Annotated in this window: 17 protein-coding genes; 7 read left to right on the top strand and 10 right to left on the bottom strand. The window is 62.6% G+C overall.

Going from position 1 to position 17,352, the window contains the following annotated elements:
- Positions 1-112 precede the first annotated feature (112 nt).
- A complete protein-coding gene (gene ppnN / locus NPS47_RS20985; RefSeq protein WP_274296686.1) occupies positions 113-1,486 on the bottom strand; it encodes a nucleotide 5'-monophosphate nucleosidase PpnN in 1,374 nt (457 codons plus the stop codon).
- Positions 1,487-1,571: 85 nt separating this feature from the next.
- Positions 1,572-2,693, bottom strand: coding sequence for a P1 family peptidase (locus NPS47_RS20980; protein ID WP_274296685.1), 1,122 nt, complete (start codon positions 2,691-2,693; stop codon positions 1,572-1,574).
- A 178-nt stretch (positions 2,694-2,871) separates the two neighbouring features.
- Between NPS47_RS20980 and NPS47_RS20975 the strand changes: the two genes are divergently transcribed.
- Both NPS47_RS20975 and NPS47_RS20970 read left to right on the top strand, forming a co-directional pair.
- Positions 2,872-3,666, top strand: coding sequence for a helix-turn-helix transcriptional regulator (locus NPS47_RS20975; protein WP_274296684.1), 795 nt, complete (start codon positions 2,872-2,874; stop codon positions 3,664-3,666).
- Between the two features lie 3 nt (positions 3,667-3,669).
- Complete coding sequence (locus NPS47_RS20970) at positions 3,670-4,293, top strand: glutathione S-transferase family protein (RefSeq protein WP_274296683.1); 624 nt, start codon at positions 3,670-3,672, stop codon at positions 4,291-4,293.
- A gap of 4 nt (positions 4,294-4,297) precedes the next feature.
- Here the strand turns inward: NPS47_RS20970 and ampC are convergent, their stop codons facing one another.
- Entirely contained in the window at positions 4,298-5,464 is a 1,167-nt protein-coding gene (gene ampC / locus NPS47_RS20965) for a class C beta-lactamase (protein WP_274296714.1), read from the bottom strand.
- Positions 5,465-5,597: 133 nt separating this feature from the next.
- On the opposite strand from ampC, the gene NPS47_RS20960 reads away from it, so the two are divergent.
- The gene (locus NPS47_RS20960; protein ID WP_274296682.1) at positions 5,598-6,521 is read left to right on the top strand and encodes a LysR family transcriptional regulator; all 924 of its coding nucleotides are present in this window, start codon (positions 5,598-5,600) and stop codon (positions 6,519-6,521) included.
- Positions 6,522-6,546: 25 nt separating this feature from the next.
- Here NPS47_RS20960 and NPS47_RS20955 read toward each other — a convergent pair whose 3' ends face one another.
- The 3 genes from NPS47_RS20955 to NPS47_RS20945 all read right to left on the bottom strand — a co-directional run bounded on the left by NPS47_RS20955 (position 6,547) and on the right by NPS47_RS20945 (position 10,435).
- Positions 6,547-9,159 carry a DUF4132 domain-containing protein gene (locus NPS47_RS20955; RefSeq protein ID WP_274296681.1) on the bottom strand — a complete coding sequence of 871 codons (2,613 nt, stop codon included), beginning with the start codon at positions 9,157-9,159 and terminating at the stop codon, positions 6,547-6,549.
- Between the two features lie 3 nt (positions 9,160-9,162).
- Positions 9,163-9,540 carry a hypothetical protein gene (locus NPS47_RS20950; RefSeq protein ID WP_274296680.1) on the bottom strand — a complete coding sequence of 126 codons (378 nt, stop codon included), beginning with the start codon at positions 9,538-9,540 and terminating at the stop codon, positions 9,163-9,165.
- Between the two features lie 82 nt (positions 9,541-9,622).
- Positions 9,623-10,435, bottom strand: a complete 813-nt coding sequence (locus tag NPS47_RS20945; RefSeq protein WP_274296679.1) for an AraC family transcriptional regulator — start codon at positions 10,433-10,435, stop codon at positions 9,623-9,625.
- 79 nt (positions 10,436-10,514) lie between these two features.
- Here NPS47_RS20945 and NPS47_RS20940 point away from each other — a divergent pair, with 79 nt between their 5' ends.
- The gene (locus NPS47_RS20940) at positions 10,515-11,477 is read left to right on the top strand and encodes a bile acid:sodium symporter family protein (RefSeq protein WP_274296678.1); all 963 of its coding nucleotides are present in this window, start codon (positions 10,515-10,517) and stop codon (positions 11,475-11,477) included.
- Here the strand turns inward: NPS47_RS20940 and NPS47_RS20935 are convergent.
- Both NPS47_RS20935 and NPS47_RS20930 read right to left on the bottom strand, forming a co-directional pair.
- Entirely contained in the window at positions 11,474-12,391 is a 918-nt protein-coding gene (locus NPS47_RS20935) for a bestrophin family protein (RefSeq protein WP_274296677.1), read from the bottom strand. The genes NPS47_RS20940 and NPS47_RS20935 overlap by 4 nt on opposite strands.
- 126 nt (positions 12,392-12,517) lie before the next feature.
- Positions 12,518-13,246 (bottom strand): DUF899 domain-containing protein, encoded by a 729-nt coding sequence (locus NPS47_RS20930; protein WP_274296676.1) that lies wholly within the window; start codon positions 13,244-13,246, stop codon positions 12,518-12,520.
- Positions 13,247-13,476: 230 nt separating this feature from the next.
- On the opposite strand from NPS47_RS20930, the gene NPS47_RS20925 reads away from it, so the two are divergent.
- Together NPS47_RS20925 and NPS47_RS20920 are read left to right on the top strand one after the other, a co-directional pair.
- Positions 13,477-14,127: a c-type cytochrome gene (locus NPS47_RS20925; protein ID WP_274296675.1), complete on the top strand. Its 651-nt coding sequence runs from the start codon at positions 13,477-13,479 to the stop codon at positions 14,125-14,127.
- Entirely contained in the window at positions 14,124-15,035 is a 912-nt protein-coding gene (locus tag NPS47_RS20920; protein WP_274296674.1) for a c-type cytochrome, read from the top strand. Before NPS47_RS20925 ends, NPS47_RS20920 begins: the two co-directional genes overlap by 4 nt.
- Positions 15,036-15,084: 49 nt before the next feature.
- Here the strand turns inward: NPS47_RS20920 and NPS47_RS20915 are convergent, their stop codons facing one another.
- Complete coding sequence (locus tag NPS47_RS20915; protein WP_425313536.1) at positions 15,085-15,522, bottom strand: hypothetical protein; 438 nt, start codon at positions 15,520-15,522, stop codon at positions 15,085-15,087.
- Between the two features lie 149 nt (positions 15,523-15,671).
- On the opposite strand from NPS47_RS20915, the gene NPS47_RS20910 reads away from it, so the two are divergent.
- Positions 15,672-15,959 carry a hypothetical protein gene (locus tag NPS47_RS20910; protein ID WP_274296673.1) on the top strand — a complete coding sequence of 96 codons (288 nt, stop codon included), beginning with the start codon at positions 15,672-15,674 and terminating at the stop codon, positions 15,957-15,959.
- Between the two features lie 60 nt (positions 15,960-16,019).
- Here NPS47_RS20910 and NPS47_RS20905 read toward each other — a convergent pair whose 3' ends face one another.
- On the bottom strand, positions 16,020-17,270 hold the full coding sequence (locus NPS47_RS20905) for a 2-aminoadipate transaminase (protein ID WP_274296672.1): 1,251 nt from the start codon (positions 17,268-17,270) through the stop codon (positions 16,020-16,022).
- Positions 17,271-17,352: the final 82 nt, after the last annotated feature.

The raw sequence follows: 17,352 nt of genomic DNA, 5'->3' as shown, positions 1-17,352 counted from the left end.
GCCGCCAGCTGAAAGACCACGTTTCTGCAGGCAGGTTCACTGAAGGGGGTAGGAAAATGGCAGCAAATGTTGCGGGCACAGGCTGTGCCCGCAACTCAGGGGCGGGCAGGAATCAGCTCACGACGCGGTAGCAGGGCACGTATTCGGCGCCACCGGGCAGCTTCATGCGGTGCTGGGCGACGAAGGCTTCCAGCAGTTTGCCCAGCGGGTGCAAGACCGCCGAATCGCCATGAATTTCGTACGGGCCTTTTTCTTCGATCAGGCGGATACCCTTGTCCTTGACGTTGCCGGCGACAATCCCGGAGAACGCCCGGCGCAGGTTGGCGGCCAGTTCGTGGGCAGGCAGATTACGGCGCAATTGCAGGCCGGCCATGTTCTCGTGGGTCGGGTCGAAGGGGCGCTGGAAGCTTTCTTCGATCTTCAGCAGCCAGTTGAAATGGAAGGCGTCGTTGCGCTCGCGGCGGAACTGTTTGACCTCCTTGAGCCCCTCGACCATCTGTCGGGCCACTTCGGCCGGGTTGTCGATGATGATCTGGTAGTAGTTGCTGGCTTCCTCGCCAAGGGTGGCCTGGACGAAGGCATGCAGCTGCTGCAGGTACGGCTCGGCGCTTTTCGGCCCGGTGAGGATCACCGGGAACGGCAGGTCGCGGTTGTCCGGGTGCATGAGAATGCCGAGCAGGTAGAGGAACTCTTCGGCCGTCCCGGCGCCACCGGGGAAGATGATGATGCCATGGCCGACGCGCACGAACGCTTCCAGACGCTTTTCGATATCCGGGAGGATCACCAGCTCGTTGACGATCGGGTTGGGCGCTTCGGCGGCGATGATGCCCGGCTCGGTCAGGCCCAGGTAGCGGCTGCTGCTCATGCGCTGCTTGGCATGGGCAATGGTCGCACCCTTCATCGGGCCTTTCATTACGCCGGGGCCGCAGCCGGTGCAGACATCCAGCTTGCGCAGGCCGAGCTCGTGGCCGACCTTCTTGGTGTACTGGTATTCCTCGGTACTGATCGAGTGACCGCCCCAGCACACCACCATTTTCGGCTCCACACCCGGGCGCAGGGTGCGGGCGTTGCGCAGCAGGTGGAAGACGTAGTCGGTGATGCCCTGGGAGCTTTCCAGGTCGATACGCTGGCTGGCCAGTTCGCTTTCGGTGTAGACAATGTCGCGCAGGGCGCTGAAGAGCATTTCGCGGGTGCTGGCGATCATCTCGCCATCGACAAAGGCATCGGCCGGAGCATTGAGCAGCTCCAGGCGCACGCCGCGATCCTGTTGGTGAATGCGTACCTCGAAGTCCTTGTAGGCTTCGAGGATGGTCTTGGCGTTATCGACATGCGCGCCGGTGTTGAGGATTGCCAGCGCGCACTGGCGGAACAGGGTGTACAGGCTGCCGGAACCGGCTTCACTCAGTTGCTGTACTTCTCGTTGAGACAGTGTTTCCAGGCTGCCTTTTGGGCTGACAGATGCATTGATAACTTCACGTTGGGGCATTCTGGGTTTCCTGTGAGCGGGTAAACGTCCATCTTCTGAATAGCACCATACCGACAAATTGTCGCAGCAACGAGTGTCTTCTCAGTCAGGACCGCTCTGTGGCGCGCGGATCGGGTTTCCAGCCGACGGCGTGCAAGGCTTTTAGCAGTTGCTCGGGTTTCAGTGCCAGCGCTTGCTGGCCATTGGCTTGCAGGTCGGTAGCAGCCAGTATCGCGTTGAGAATGGCTTCCTCGACGGCATCGGCCGCGGCGCTGAACAGCGCCGAAATATGGTCGTTGTTGACCATCTGCACGGTGGTGGTCGGTACCCCCGGACGGCCGACATTGGTCACCGGCAGATCGCTGTTGCCCACCGAGAAGGCGACGAAGATATCGCCGCTGCTGTCTTCGGTGCCGCCTCCGACCCGCGCCAGGCCGACGCTGGCACGCTGGGCCAGACGGGTGCACTGGTGCGGCAGCAGCGGCGCGTCGGTGGCCAGAGTCACGACAATCGAGCCCATACCGGCTTCACCGACGTTTTCGCCGTCACGAAACGGCGAGGGCAGCTCACCCAGCACCTGGCCCACCGGATAACCGCCGACCCGCAGCGCTTCACGTACACCGTAGTTGGCCTGCACCAGGGCGCCGACGGTCCAGCCACCGGCCTCAGCGCTCAGTACTCGCGAAGAGGTCCCGATGCCGCCCTTGAACTCGTGGCAGATCATCCCAGTGCCGCCGCCCACGCAGCCTTCGGCCACCGCTCCGCTGCGGGCATCGGCCAGCGCGGCATGGACGTGTTCGGCAGTGACATGCTGGCCCCAGATGTCATTGAGCACGCCGTCGTAGGTTTCCAGCACCGTCGGCATGCACCAGTAGGTGCGTTGCTTGCCCTGCTCGCGTTCGGCCGCCACCAGCGCGTCGCGGACCACGCCGACGCTGTGGGTATTGGTGTAGGCGATAGGCGTCGTCAGCAGGCCGGCCTCGCGAATCCATTCAAGGCCGGTGGCATCGCCGTTGCCGTTGAGCACATGCACACCGGCAAAGCACGGTTGCAGATGTGCCGACTGCGGCCGTGGCTCGATCACGGTGACACCGGTGTGTACCGATTGTTCGCCGTTTTCGCGGTGGATCGTGTGATGGCCGACGCGCACGCCAGGGACATCGGTGATGGCGTTGAAAATGCCAGGTTTGCCCATGCCGATACGCATGCCCAGGTCACGAATACGCATTGTTTCACTGCTCCATCGGGAAGGTTCGAAGGCCGCTCGCTGCGCTGGTTGCTCCGCGAGCATGACGTGCATGACAAACGGGGCGGACCACCGCAATACTGCGTGCCGGTGTGCAGAGTCTAGGAACTCGGCCCACCGTTGGCGATTACCCCCAATCGTTACCCCCCAGGAGTTATCGGTGCAGAGCCTATTCGAAGCAGCCGCCCATCATCATGGGTTGGCCAAGGTAATCGAGCAGTTGGGACGGCCGGGCTTCTGGCAACAGACGCTCATGCTGCTGAACCAGATGCTGCCGTTCGACAACGGCCTGGTGATCTTTGCCGAGAACGACTGCGCGCCGGTGGTACTGGCCGAATTCGACCGCGGCTTCAGTGATACACCGTCGCCCATGCCCTTGTACCTCAGTGGCCTGTACCTGCTCGACCCGTTCAACCAGGCCATGCAGGACGGCCTGGCCGACGGCGTCTACCGCATGGAAGAGGTGGCGCCGGACGAATTTCGCCAGAGCGACTACTTCCAGAACTATTTCCGTTCGGCCATCGGCGAGGACGAGCTACAGTTGATCGTTAATCTGGCGCCGGGGCAGCGCCTGGCGATTTCCCTCGGCGCCAGCCAGCGTTTTGAAACCGCCCACCTGGGGCAGATGACCCTGTACGCGGCCTGGCTGATGGCGCTCTTGCGCCAGCACTGGAAGCTGCAGAATCCGACCCAGGAGCATGACGTTCAAGTGACCCCGGTGGAGCGCGCGCTGGAGCATTTCGGCAGCGATACCCTGTCGGCCCGTGAGCTGGAAATTGCCCGTCTGGTGCTGCGTGGCAACTCCAGCAAAGCGATAGCCAAGCGTCTGGCCATTTCCCAGGAAACAGTGAAAGTGCACCGCCGCAATCTGTACGCCAAGCTGGGTGTTTCATCCCAATCGGAACTGTTCAGCCTGTTTCTGCAACGGCTGACGCAACCGCAACCACAGGAGTGAATGATGCTGCGAATACTCGGTAAGGCTTCATCGATCAACGTGCGCAAGGTGTTGTGGACCTGTGCCGAGCTGGGGCTGGCATTCAAGCGCGAGGATTGGGGCTCGGGCTTTCAGTCGACCCATAGCGAGGCCTTCCTGGCGCTCAATCCCAACGCCATGGTGCCGGTGATCGAAGACGGCGATTTCGTCTTGTGGGAGTCCAACAGCATCATCCGTTACCTGGTCAACCAGTATGGCGGCGAGCAGCTGTATCCGACGGCGGCGCGATTGCGCGCGCGGGTCGACCAGTGGATGGACTGGCAGGCGACCGACCTCAACGGCGCCTGGAGCTATGCCTTTATGTCGCTGGTGCGCAAGTCACCTGCGCACCAGGACCCCGAGGCGCTGGCAGCGGCGTGTCGCAACTGGGCGCGCAACATGACAATCCTTGAACAGCAGTTGCAGCGCACCGGCGCCTACGTCAGCGGCGAGGCGTTTTCCCTGGCGGACATTCCCATTGGCCTGTCGGTCAACCGCTGGTTCCAGACCCCGCTGGAGCGTCCTGCGCTGCCAGCGGTGCAGGCCTATTACGAGCGCCTGAATGAGCGTGAGGGCTACCGCCTGTATGGGCGTAACGGCACGCCTTGAGTGGTTATTGGTCCAGTGCGGTGAGAATCGCATGGGCCACTTTGACCCGCTCGGCATTCGGGTAGTTCTTGTTCGCCAGCAGCACGATGCCGATGTGTTTCGACGGCACGAACAGCACGTAGGCGCCAAAGCCGTTGGTTGAACCGGTCTTGTTCAGCAGCGTGTTGTCTTGCAGCGGCTGGGCCGGTTTCAGCCACGTTAGCCGGTGCGCCTCGAGGGTCATCGCCGTGGAGTTGCCCGCCAGCAACTGATCCACGCTGAGCGGGTAGCGGTACAGCTCCCAGCCCAGGCCCTGGGTCATTTCGCCTACGCGGTAATAGCCGCGCTGGGTGGTGGCAATGGCCCGTTGCAACGGCGCGCTGAGGTTTTGCGGCTGCAGGTTCGCCTCGACAAAACGCAGTAAATCGGCGGACGTGGTTTTCAGCCCGTAGGCTTCGGCATCCAAGGGTCCCGGACCGACCCGTACGGGTTGATCATTTTTGTCGTATCCCTGGGCGTAGTGGCCCATTTGTGGCGCTGGCACCTGAACAAAGGTGTGCTGCAGGCCCAGTTGCGGCAGCAGCTGCTTTTGCATCAACTCCACGAACGGGGTGTCCATGCTTTTTGCTGCCAGGTAACCGAACAGGCCCAGACTCGGGTTGGAGTACAACCGGTGCGTGCCGGGGGCATAGTCGGCTTTCCAGTGGCGGTAGTAGGCGAGCAGCGAAGCCTGGTCCTTGACCTGCTCGGGGAACTGCAACGGCAAGCCGCCAGCGCTGTAGGTGCCGAGGTTGAGCAGGGTGATGCCATCGAAGGCGCTGCCCTTCAGCTCAGGCCAGTGCTTGCTGGCCGGATCGCCCAGCGACAGCTTGCCGTTGGCCTCGGCGTAGGCTGCGAGGGTGGCGGTGAAGGTTTTGCTCAGCGAGCCGATCTCGAACAGCGTCTCGGCACTGACGGGCTGGCCGCTGTGTTTTGACGCTTCCCCGTAGTTAAAGTAATGCTGCTTGCCGTCGACGCTGATGGCGACAGCCATGCCCGGGATGGCCTGTTGCTGCATCAGCGGCTGGATTGCAGCGTTTACCGTCGACGCCAGCTGTGCTTCGGAAAGGGGGCTTGCGCTACTCTGGCCGGTAGCGAGACAAAGTGTTACAGCTAACAGAATCCCTGGCTTGGCCCTGGTTTTGTAATGCATCATCGGACACGCTTCCATGTGGGTTGAGAGAGGATGGCCCGGCTGCAGCAGGGATCGCCAATCTAGGCGCTTTGTGCTTGTGCGACAAACAATGATATTTCGCAGCAGGTATTAGAAAAACTAAGGGGAGCAAGTGATTCGGCCGCATTTACCTCTCAATGCGTTACGTGCCTTCGAGGCCTCGGCGCGGCATTTGAGCTTTACCCGCGCAGCGATCGAGCTGTGCGTGACCCAGGCGGCCGTCAGCCATCAGGTCAAAAGCCTCGAAGCCCAGCTCAAGGTCACGCTGTTCAAGCGCCTGCCCCGTGGCCTGATGCTCACCAGCGAAGGGGAAACCCTGTTGCCGGTGTTACGCGAAAGTTTTGACCGCATCGCCCAGGTCCTCGACCGTTTCGAAGGGGGACACTACCGTGAGGTGCTGACGGTGGGAGCGGTGGGTACCTTCGCTGTGGGTTGGCTGTTGCCGCGCCTGGCTGACTTTCAAGCGCGCTACCCCTACATCGATCTGCGCCTGTCCACCCACAACAATCGCGTGGATGTCGCCGCCGAAGGGCTTGACTATGCCATCCGATACGGCAGTGGGGCCTGGCACGGCATCGAGGCGATCCCCCTGTTCGATGCGCCGTTGTCGGCGCTGTGTACGCCGCAGATCGCGGCGCAGTTGCGCTCGCCGGCGGACCTGCTGCAACAGACGTTACTGCGCTCCTACCGTGCCGAGGAGTGGAATGAATGGTTCCTGGCTGCCGGAATGCCCAGTACCACCCGCCCTCCGCGCACCGTGGTCTTCGACTCTTCAGTGGGCATGATGGAGGCAGCACAACAAGGTGTGGGTGTGGCCCTGGCACCGCCCTCGATGTTTGAACGGCTATTGGCCAGCGGCGTAATCCAGCAGCCATTCGCCGCGAGTATCAACACCGGCAGCTACTGGTTGACGCGCTTGCAGTCACGCGCCGAGACCGTGGCGATGCTAGCGTTCAAAGCCTGGTTAGCCAGCACCGCGATGGCCGGGCAGCGTGCTCGGCAACAGGGCCCTGGCAGCGCTGGCGCAGGTCAGTAGTTGAGCGCTGATGGGTACTCCCGAGTCAGTCAAGCGCCAGCTGGCGGGTGATGGCCGGGGCACTGATCTTGTCATCATCGATCAGCAGCAGGGCCTTGGACAGGATAATCGACAGCATGGCATCGCCCTCGAAGGGCACGTACTGTGGCGTGGACTGAGTGCGCGCTTTGGCATCGGGGACGATGCACAGGTACTGATCGGTTGGCAGCATTAGAATGTTGCTTGAACCCAGGTGGATCTTGTAGCTGCGCAGTTTGCCGGTGACTTCGAGGAAACGCCCGTGCAGGGTCCATTTGCCCTTGAGGCGGGTCATGCGCGGCAGCAGTTTTTCCAGAAGCTGCTTGCGGGTCTGGGCGGTGGCACCCAGTTCACCGAACGAATGCTGCTGCCAGTAATCACGCAAGCGGACATCAGGCCCGCTGTCGACCCATTGCGGATCGTTGGCCAGCGAAGCGACACCGACAAACAGGTCGATGTCGCGCATGACCTCACTCAACACCAGCGGCGGCACCTGGTCCAGCGCCAGCGCGGTATCTTCGCCTTCGCGGGCGTAGAACCGCACCTGGTCTGTGCCCAGGTGCAGGAAGGTGCCGGACTCATTGGTGTCGACGCCAAAGTTGTCGCCCACACCATCGACCTGGAACTCGGCGCGCAGGCCATGGGCAGGCAGCTCGCGAGTGGCCGGCGGGTAGCAGTCGTCGACCAGCAGGCGCAGGGCGTTGCGCCAGCCGCGGCCAGTGGCCAGGGCATGGAACTGGTGCTGACGCAGAATGTGCGCGGCGAAGCGGTTGGAGTAGGTCGCAGTGCGGCGCTCGGCCTCGGTCAGCAGGTAGACCTCCCGGTGCGCCTGCTTGAACGGTTGGGTGATCTGCAGGGCTTCGATGCGCTCGCGCCAGGCGAGGACCTCTTCCAGCGTTCGCTCGATGGGGTGCCAGAGACGCACTTCAGCCGCGCTGGAAAAACTGACGTTGCGGCCATCCAGGGTCTGCAGGAAGCCATCGGCGAACAACACCGCAAGGCACTGGCCGTCTTCGCGGAGCTCCCAGATCAGTCGCCGGGCCAGGGTGCCGACCAGCGGGTGATCGAGGTAGCGCTGCTGCCATTGTTCGAGCGGCCAGCGCTTTTCCAGCAGGAACAGGGTGTCCAGGCGCACTGCCTGGGCGGTGAGCATGAGCGCGATGTCTTTGGCTGCGGATTGCAGTTCCTTGAGTGCTTCTGGGCATTCGGCCTTGACCTTGGCCGGCACCGATTTCTGTGGCGTACCGTCAGCCTGGAACCAGTTCAGGCTCACCGTCTTGCCGTCGACGCGCAGCTCGGCCAGGTAGGCGCCGTCGGCCAGCTGTTCGCGGCGTAGGCCCACCTGCTCCAGACCGTAGCTGGGTACGCTGAGCTCTTCGATCTGGTCACGTGGCAGGGCGAGCGCCTGAGCGGCGCTGGTGAAGGCTTTTTCCAGCTCTTTCTGGGCGCTGTTGAGCCTGACCCGGGCCTTGAGCAGGGCCAGCTGGCCAACGGCCTCGGTCGTCGCAATCGACGCCAAGGCATACACCGCAGTGTTGCCGACCTTCGGTGCCCGGGCACCGATGCCACGGACTTTGCGGTAGGCGCTCAAGGCCACCCGGGTGAGTGCCCGGGTCAGCTCGCTGTCGGCCAGCAGCGGTGTCATCCACAGCAGGCCACGCAGGATCGTGGCGTTGCCTTCGCTCATGCGCGCGCGATCATCGATCTCGTTCCAGCGGTCGTACAGCAGCGCCCCGGTGCGTCCGCTATCGATGCGTGCGAACCAGCGCAACAGGGCAGCGCGCAGCGTCGCTTGATCGACGTCTGCCAACAGCGTGCGTGCGTGCTTGAGCCACTTTGCCGAAGGTCGCGCGGTGGTGGCGGTGCTGGTGTGATGGAGCAAAGCCAGCCAGGGCTCGCTGCGATCGGCAGGCAATGCTTCGAGTTCATTGACGGCCAGCTGCGTCCAGTGTTCGCAGGGCACCAGCAGCTGCCAGACGCCGTTGCCCAGCAGTGGGTCGAGCTTTGCCTGTAGATGTTCGGCGATGTTGCCGTACCTGACCGCGTTGCCGTAATGGTCGCCGTCGGTGCATTGGCTGCGCAACAGCCTGAGCAGCTGGCGTAGCGCGTCGGGCATTGGCAGGTGCTGCCTGGCAACGGCCCAGTTGACCACCGTGAGCATCGGCACGACGTGGTCATAGGCGAAACGGTAGCCGGTAATCCATTGCAATACTGGCACGGCCACCTGCTCAAGCACCTCGTCGGTTTGCATCAACAGGCTGACCAGCGCCGGCATGATCCCCTTGTCGAAACTATGGGTGAACTCATAGTTGAGCGCAGCGCTGCTCAGGCCGCCATCGTAGGCCACAATCCGTTCGATCAGCGCCAGCACCAGACGCACGCGTTGCTGCGGCTGCGCCAGGCTTTGCACGGCAGGCAGTTTACCCAGCGCCTGGACTATCGCCTCGGGACGGCCTTCAATGTTCTGCAGTTGCGGCAGCAGTGTGCTGATCAACTGGTGTTCGTGGCGCAGCTCGCTGCTGGCCAGCAACGGATAGCCGTCCGGAGCGAGGTGCTCGACAGCGCCAAGGTCGGTTTGCGGGAAATCGTCGACAAAGGCCTGGAGTTGTTCGAGTGCCATGGATCAGCCACCTACCAAGGGGGTCAGTTTGATGAAGCTGGCCACGCTGTCATGGCGCAGGGTCAGGATATCGTCCAGGTGCTCGGCCTGTTGTTCATCGAGGAGGATGACGAAGCCGTTGCGTTCAAAGGCCTGACAGGCAATCTCGACCTGTTTGCGCCAGTCCACCGGCGGCTGTTCGCTGACCTGGCGTGCACCGTTGAGGCTGGCCTCCAGTGCCGTGGGAACGACCAGGCGCTGCCGGGTATGCAGCAGGACTTCCTGGTGGACCCGTTCGCGGATTAACTGGCCTACGGTGAGGGTGGCGTTGGGGAAGTGCAGGGCGAAAGTTTCAAAGACTTCCCCCGAGACGGTTTCGTCGCGCACGGTGAGCGTTGCCATGGAAACTCCTTTTTCTGGCATGAGGCTTGGCAGGCGGGCTGAAGGGTAGCAGGCCGGCTCAGCAAATTCGAAAATTCTGTGGCTACAACGCTGAGTCCGCTCGTGTTCGAAAGAACGCGCCCGGCGGTGCACCGAACTGTTTGCCGAACGCGGCGATGAACGCCGACAGCGAATCGTAGCCGCAGGCCAGGGCGACATCGGTGACCCGCTCACCGCGTTCCAGCGCCGGCAGTGCGTTCAACAGGCGCATACGCTGGCGCCAGAGCCTGAAGCTCATTCCGGTTTCGCGCTGGAACAGCCGGCTCAGGGTCTTTTCCGACACCGTCGCCTGTGCTGCCCATTCAGCCAGGCTGGTGGCGGCGTCCGGTTGTGCCTGCAGGTGGCTGCACAATGCACGCAGGCGGCGGTCCTGGGGCAGCGGCAACATCAACTGTTGTTCAGCCGCGGTTGTCAGCTGATCGAGCAGCACCTGTACCAGGCGGCCATCGGCACCCTGCGGATCATAGTGCACCGGTAGCTCGCTGAAGGTACGGATCAGCTCGCGCAACAACGGATTGATCGCGATCACCCGGCATTGGCTGGCCGACCAGTCGGCGGGCGCATGCTCCAGGTAGAGACTGCGCAGGCAGGTGTCACCCTGGCAGCTGACCCGGTGCTGGACCTGCGCCGGGACCCATACCGCGCGTTGTGGTGGCACCAGGTAGAAACCGCGGTCGGTGTGCACTTGTAGCACGCCGCCAATGGCGTAGGACAACTGTCCCCAGGGATGCGCATGGCGGTAGCCGAGGACGATGTTGGGCAATGCCTGAACGTGGCCGTAGACCGGGCGTGGCAGCCGGGTCAGGTGTTCGAGTAGCTGCGGTTCAGGCTGGGCGGATTGTCCGTTTGGCGACACTGCTGGGGTTCTGGCGTTAGTGAGGAAGGTGCAAAGACCTTATCGTCTGGCGCGCCACAATAACAAGTCAGGATCGACCATGAAGTACCTGCGGATGCTGTTCGACAATTTCACCCTGGCCCTGCTCGGGGTGATTGTGCTGGCCACATTGTTGCCCTGTGAAGGCGATGGGGCGTTGGTGTTTGGCTGGCTGACCAACCTGGCCATCGGCCTGCTGTTCTTCCTGCATGGGGCCAAACTGTCGCGTGAGGCGGTGGCGGCCGGTGCCGGGCACTGGCGCCTGCACCTGCTGGTGTTTGCCTGCACCTTCGTGATGTTTCCGCTGCTGGGCATGGCGCTCAAGCCGCTGTTACTGCCATTGGTGGGCGATGAGCTGTACCTGGGCGTGCTCTATCTGTGCGCGTTGCCGGCGACGGTGCAGTCGGCGATTGCGTTCACCTCGCTGGCCCGTGGCAACGTTCCGGCGGCGATCTGCAGCGCCGCAGCGTCGAGTTTGCTTGGCATCGCCCTGACGCCTGTGCTGGTGGTGTTGCTGATGGGCGTGGAAGGCGACAGCGGTTCGGGCCTGGATGCCGTGCTGAAAATCGTCCTGCAACTGCTGGTGCCCTTTGTTGCCGGGCAACTGGCGCGGCGCTGGATCGGCCAGTGGGTGGCACGCAATGCGCGCTGGCTGAAGAGCGTTGATCAGGGATCGATCCTGCTGGTGGTTTACACCGCCTTCAGTGATGCGGTGGTCAGCGGACTCTGGCATTCGGTGGCGCCGCCGCGTTTGGCCGCGCTGGTGCTGGTCTGTTGCTTGTTGCTGGCACTGGTGCTGTGGTGCACCAGCGCCCTGGGACGCTGGTTGGGCTTTAACCTGGAAGACCGCATCACCATTCTGTTCGCCGGCTCGAAAAAGAGCATGGCCACCGGCGTGCCGATGGCCCAGGTGCTGTTTGTCGGTGGCGGCATCGGCGCGATGATTTTACCGTTGATGATCTTCCACCAGATCCAGCTGATGGTCTGTGCGGTGCTGGCGCAGCGCTACGCCGCGCGCGGCTAAAGCAAAACGCCTTTGACCGGTTGCAACTGCGCCGGCGCGGTTTCACCCGCCAGCTCGCGCACGGCGATTTCCAGGTTACGGCACATCGCGTCCAGGGCCAGGTCATTGGGCTGGGTGTCGAAGGGATCGGCGATCTGATCGCCCAACGCGTCCAGGCCAAAGAAGGTGTAGGCCAGCACACAGACGGCAAACGGGGTGAACCAGCCGATGCTGTCGACCAGGCAGAACGGCAGCAGGAAGCAGTAGACGTGGACGATGCGGTGCAGCATCAGAATGTAGGGGTAGGGGATCGGCGTGTTCTTGATCCGCTCGCAGCCGCCCAGCACGTAGGACAAGCGGCTCAGCTGCTGGTCAAGGTTGGCCTGCAGCACCTCGCCGCCACCGGCATCCCGGGCGCTGCCCATGAAGCTCTGGCCGAGTACGCCGAGCAGGCGACTGGCCGGGGCATCGCTGCTGGCCAGCAGAGCGCGGGTCGGGCTGTCGAGCAGGCGTTGCAAGTCGGCACTGGCAGGCGTGCCGCGTAACTGGTCGCGCAACACGTAGGCGAATGCGATCAGGCTATCGTGCAGGGCCTGGCGCTGGCCGGGGGCCAGGTTGGGCAGCAGGCTCAAGGTCTGGCGGGTCAGGTTGCGGCTGACGATCAACAGCTCGCCCCACAGCGTGCGCGCCTCCCAGAAACGCTGGTAGGCCACGGTGTTGCGAAAACCGAGGAAGATCGCCAGGGTCAGGCCCCAGAGGGTAAAGGGCGTGGCGGTGAGGATGACTTTGTATTCGAACAGCGTGCCGTGGGTGGCAACTACTGCCGAGCTGATCAGCACGGTGTACAGGACTTTGCGCCAGATCGCCGGAATGATCGAACCTTTGAGCGAGAACAGCAGGACGCGAATGGAGGGCTTTTGCGGCTGGATGATCATCAAGGCAAACCTTGTACAGTGGCGCGAGAAATTGCGCGCAATACTGTAGGGCAAAGCCCGGCAAGGATACAGCTCGACGACAATTGCGCAGTGCATTGGCCCTCCAGCCACGCCCGTCTGCTGTGCTCACTCGTGGCAGCAGTGGGGGTTGTCGGCCGCGGCGCCCTCATAGCGGTCGTGATGGCGCACCCAGTCCATGGTGCCTTCTTCGTTGCGGCCCTTGGGCATCAGGTCGAGGAAGTTGTAGGCGCCGACGAGGATATCCAGGCCTCGGGCATAGCTTGAGTAGGTGTGGAAGATCGTGCCGTCGGCGTCGCGATAGAACACGCTCAGGCCCGGCAGTTCGGTTTCATTGCCCGAGTAGGGTTCGTAGTTGTACTGGCTGTTGCCGTCGTCGTTGACGCTGACGCCAAACTCCCGGTTGAACGGGCTGCCGTGCGACGACACCCAGGGAAATTTCCAGCCCATGCGTTGCTTGAACGCCTGGAACTGGGCTAACGGCGCCCGTGATACCGCCACCAGCGAGACATCGTGATGGGCCAGGTGCAAGTTGGCGCCATCGAAGTGGTCGGCCAGGAACGAGCAGCCACCACAGCCTTCGCTCCAGCCCTCGTCAAACATGAAGTGATAGACCAGCAACTGACTGCGGCCAGCGAACAGGTCGGCCAGGCTCAGGTGTCCCTGTGCGCCTTCGAAGCTGTAGTTGTGCTCGATCCGTACCCAGGGCAGGGCGCGGCGGGCTCGGCTGAGTTCGTCGCGCTGATGGGTCAGGGCCTTTTCATGCAGCAGCAACTGTCGGCGGGCACTGAGCCATTCGCTGCGGGAAACCACTTGCGGATTGCGGTAGTTGTCCATGGTCACGCTCCTGCGGGGGAATGTACTCATGGTCGTCCGGGCGTGGGCGGATTCGACAGGGTTGGCGCAATCGATGTGCCTGACTGATGAGCGGTCTGCGCTAATCGATTCAGCTGGCGATTTGCCAGTTTCTCCTCGCGTTCAACGTTGTCGCTGACGGCGGATGGGCCTACTATCCTTAGGCTTATGAAAAATAAGCCTAAGCTTATAACAAAAGAATGGAGTCCGTGATGATCCCACTGGATCGAATCCTGATGAGTAGCCTGCTGCTGTTTTCAGTTACCGCCGTCAACGCTGCAGACGGTCAGAAAATCTTCAACCAGGGTGGCCAGAACCCTGCCGCAATGGCCTGTATGGGCTGTCATGGTGTCGACGGCAAAGGCATGGCCGCTGCCGGCTTTCCGCGTCTGGCCGGGTTGCCGGCGGCTTACCTGAGCAAGCAACTGCACGATTTTCGCAGTGGCAGTCGCAAGAACCCGATCATGGAGCCCCTGGCCAAAGCCCTCAGCGATGAGGAAATCCAGGCCGTGACCAGCACCCTGGCAGCCATGCCAAGCGAGCCGGTGGCCGACACCCGCAGGCAGCAGATGGCTGCCGACAGCACGCAGAAACTGGCGTTGTACGGTGACTGGAGCCGCCAGATCCCTGGCTGTGTGCAATGCCATGGACCTGGCGGCGCCGGGGTGGGTGAGCATTTTCCGCCGTTGGCGCATCAGCCTGCCGCTTACCTGGTGGCGCAACTCAATGCCTGGCGCGATGGCAGCCGCAGCAACGACCCTAACCAGCTGATGGTGGGTGTCGCCAAGGCCATGAACGATGAGGAAATCAAGGCCGTGGCCAATTACTTTGCCAGCCCCGCCAGCCAGGAGGTCAAGCCATGAAGCCCGTTATGTTCGCAGCCCTGGCCTTGGCCCTGGGGAGCGCCCACGCCGCACCGATTGCCATGGAAGACCAGTCGCAGCTCAAGGTGCCTGCAGCTGGCAGCGCCTCCGGTTTTGTCCCGCCGGCGGAAAGCGAATTGCCTGACAACGCTTTCGGCAAGATGGTCCGTGAGGGCCATGCGCTGTTCGTCGACACCAAGCGCTTGATGCCGGACAAGGTCGGCAATGGCCTCAATTGCAGCAACTGTCACCTGGATCAGGGGCGACTGGGCAATTCGGCGCCGCTGTGGGGCGCGTATCCCATGTACCCGGCGTATCGCAAGAAAAACGACAAGGTCAACACCTTTGCCGAGCGCATCCAGGGCTGCTTCCAGTTCAGCATGAACGGCACCCCGCCGGCGGCGGACAGCCCGCAAATGACGGCGTTGTCGGTGTATGCCTACTGGCTGGCGAGCAAGGCGCCGCTTGGCGTGGAAGCCCCGGGGCGTGGCTATCCCGAGGTGGCGCAACCGGCCCAGGGTTATGACTTCAAACGTGGAGAGCAGGTTTATCAGCAGCAATGCGCGATCTGTCATGGTGCCGAAGGCCAAGGGCAGAAAGTCGCGCAGGACTACGTGATGCCACCGCTCTGGGGCAAGGACTCGTACAACTGGGGTGCGGGCATGCACCGGATCAACACCGCGGCGTCCTTTATCAAATACAACATGCCGCTGGGCAAGCCGGGCAGCCTCAGCGATCAGCAGGCCTGGGATGTCGCCGCGTTCATCAACCGTCATGAACGGCCGCAGGACCCGCGGTTGGTGGAGGGTTCGATCGAGAAGACGCGGGTCAAATACCACGCCAATGATGGCGTCAACCTGTATGGGCAGAAGGTTGAGGGTGTGTTGATCGGTAAAGGCGTGTTGTAGCGGTGTTGACGGTGGCGCGGTCTGCAGGGCCGCGCCACCGCCATGGCGATCAATCGCCTGCTTGCGGCTGCATTACCAATTGACCGTCAACGTCTCTGGCCAGGCCGCTGGCCAGCAGCAACGGCACCAGACGCTTGTGCAGCTGCGGCTCGACGAAGGCGCGCAAGGTATCGAGGTCAAGATTGCCCAGCGCCGGCAGCTCAGCCTTGGTGTACGACAGCCAGGCTTTTTTCAGCACCATCAGCACGTCGCTGCCCGAGGTGGTGGCAAAGCGCCGATGCAGCTGTTGCCCGGCCAGTTCGAAACTGTGCGCGTGCTCGTAGCCCGACTCATCGCCGGCAGTGGCCAGGCAGCGGCTGCAACGGCAGGGACCGTCGCCGAAGGCCTTTTCCAGGTAAGTGTTGAAATCCACCACGGGCTTGAGGCCCAGGCGCTTGTCGACTTCGAACAGGTCCGAGGTCAGGTGTTGTTCAGCGGTCAATGTCATTTCCCTGAATAATCTTGGCGGGGGCGCACAATACCAGCCTTTGCCGCTGCCGGATGTCGAAGTGAGGGGGATTTTTCCGTGACACTCCATTACCCTAGGCGCCCACGTGCGTCAGCAGACGCCGATCTACCCGTCGTTGGAGTTCAAGCATGTACAACTACACAGCCACCGTGACCGTCAGCGACGATCTGCACGAAGACGTCGAAGCGGTGGAGAACGTCGCGATCCGGGTCGGTCTCGAGGCGGTGACTGAAACCCTGAAGAAAGTGCATTTTGTCGGCACCCTCGCAGCGCCTCAACCGGCCACGCACATCTGCGTGACCCTGGACAGCGGCCTGAGCTACTACGGCCCGATCGTCAACGGTCACGCTGAACTGGAAGGTGGCTGGATCGCCTTCGAATGCGACATGCTCACCCCGCAGGAACTGGGCCTGTAACACGCCGCGTTAGTTGTCCGCAGGCCGGCAGTGCAGACCACAGTCTGCACATTGCCACGGTCAACGCAGCCCGGCCAGACAACGCTCGAGAATATCCAGGCCTTCATTGAGCACTTGCGGCTCGATGGTCAGCGGTGCAAGCAGGCGGATGATGTGCCGTGCCTTGCCGCTAGGCATCAGTAACAGCCCGGCGCTTCTGGCCGACTCAAGCAGTTGTGCCAGCTGTACCGGGGCCGGTGCGCCGTTGGCATCGACCAGTTCAATCCCGCGCATTGCTCCGGTACCGGTCAGGCGCCCCAGGTAAGGCGAAAGCTGTTGCGCCTGCCAACGTTGATAGCGGCTGACAATTGCGCTTGCCTGCAGCTCGCCCCAAGTGGCCAGGTTGCTATCGGTCATTGCCTCCAGGGTCGCCAGGGCCGCAGCGCAGGCAATGGGATTGCCTGAGTAGGTGCCGCCCAGGCCGCCTTTAGGCAGGCTGTCGACCAGGTCCTTGCGCCCGACCACCGCGCCCAAGGGCATGCCGCCGGCGATGCTCTTGGCCAGGAGCAACAGGTCCGGCTCGATACCCAGACGCGGGAAGGCAAAGCGCTGGCCGGTGCGGCCGAAGCCGGACTGGATTTCGTCGGCAATGAGCACAATCCCATGGCGATCGCAGATGCTGCGCAGCGCCTGGGCAAAGGCCGGCTCCATGGCCAGGAAACCGCCTTCGCCCTGGACCGGTTCGAAGATCACGGCAGCCACTTCATTGACATCGATCTCGACGCTGAACAGGCGCTCCAGGGCTTGCAGACCCTGCTCGCTGCTGACCCCGGTGTCAGCACTGGGGAAGGGCAGGTGGTAGACCGGCCCCGGCAACACCCCGACCCGTTGCTTGTAGGGCGCCACCTTGCCGTTGAGGTTCAACGTTGCCAGGGTGCGGCCGTGAAAGCCGCCGTCAAAGGCAATGATCGCTGTTCGGCCGGTAGCGGCGCGGGCGATCTTCAGGGCGTTTTCCGCCGCTTCCGCACCACTGTTGGTGAGCATGCCGCTCAGTGGGTAGGAGACCGGCACGAAGTCGGCCAGACGCTGCATCAAATCGAGGTAGGGCGGGTGCCCGGCGGCATTGAAGGCGTAGTGCGTCAGGCGTGTCGCCTGGTGCTGGATGGCCGCGACGATGCCGGGGTGGCAATGGCCCAGGTTCAACACGCCGATACCGCCGACAAAATCGATATAGCGTTTGCCCTCGGTGTCCCAGACTTCAGCATTTTTGCCGTGGGACAGGGTTATCGGGTGAACGACGGAAAGGGATTGACTGATATGTTCGTGGCTCATGTGTACGCGGCCTCTGGCAAGTGATGGCGGTATCTAAGCGAGACAGCCGAGTTGAGCGCAAACGAATTAAATGATTGCAATG

The sequence above is a fragment of the Pseudomonas putida genome (genome assembly GCF_028682475.1).
GTDB lineage: Bacteria > Pseudomonadota > Gammaproteobacteria > Pseudomonadales > Pseudomonadaceae > Aquipseudomonas > Aquipseudomonas putida_AG.
This window is presented reverse-complemented; position numbering and strand designations above follow the sequence as displayed.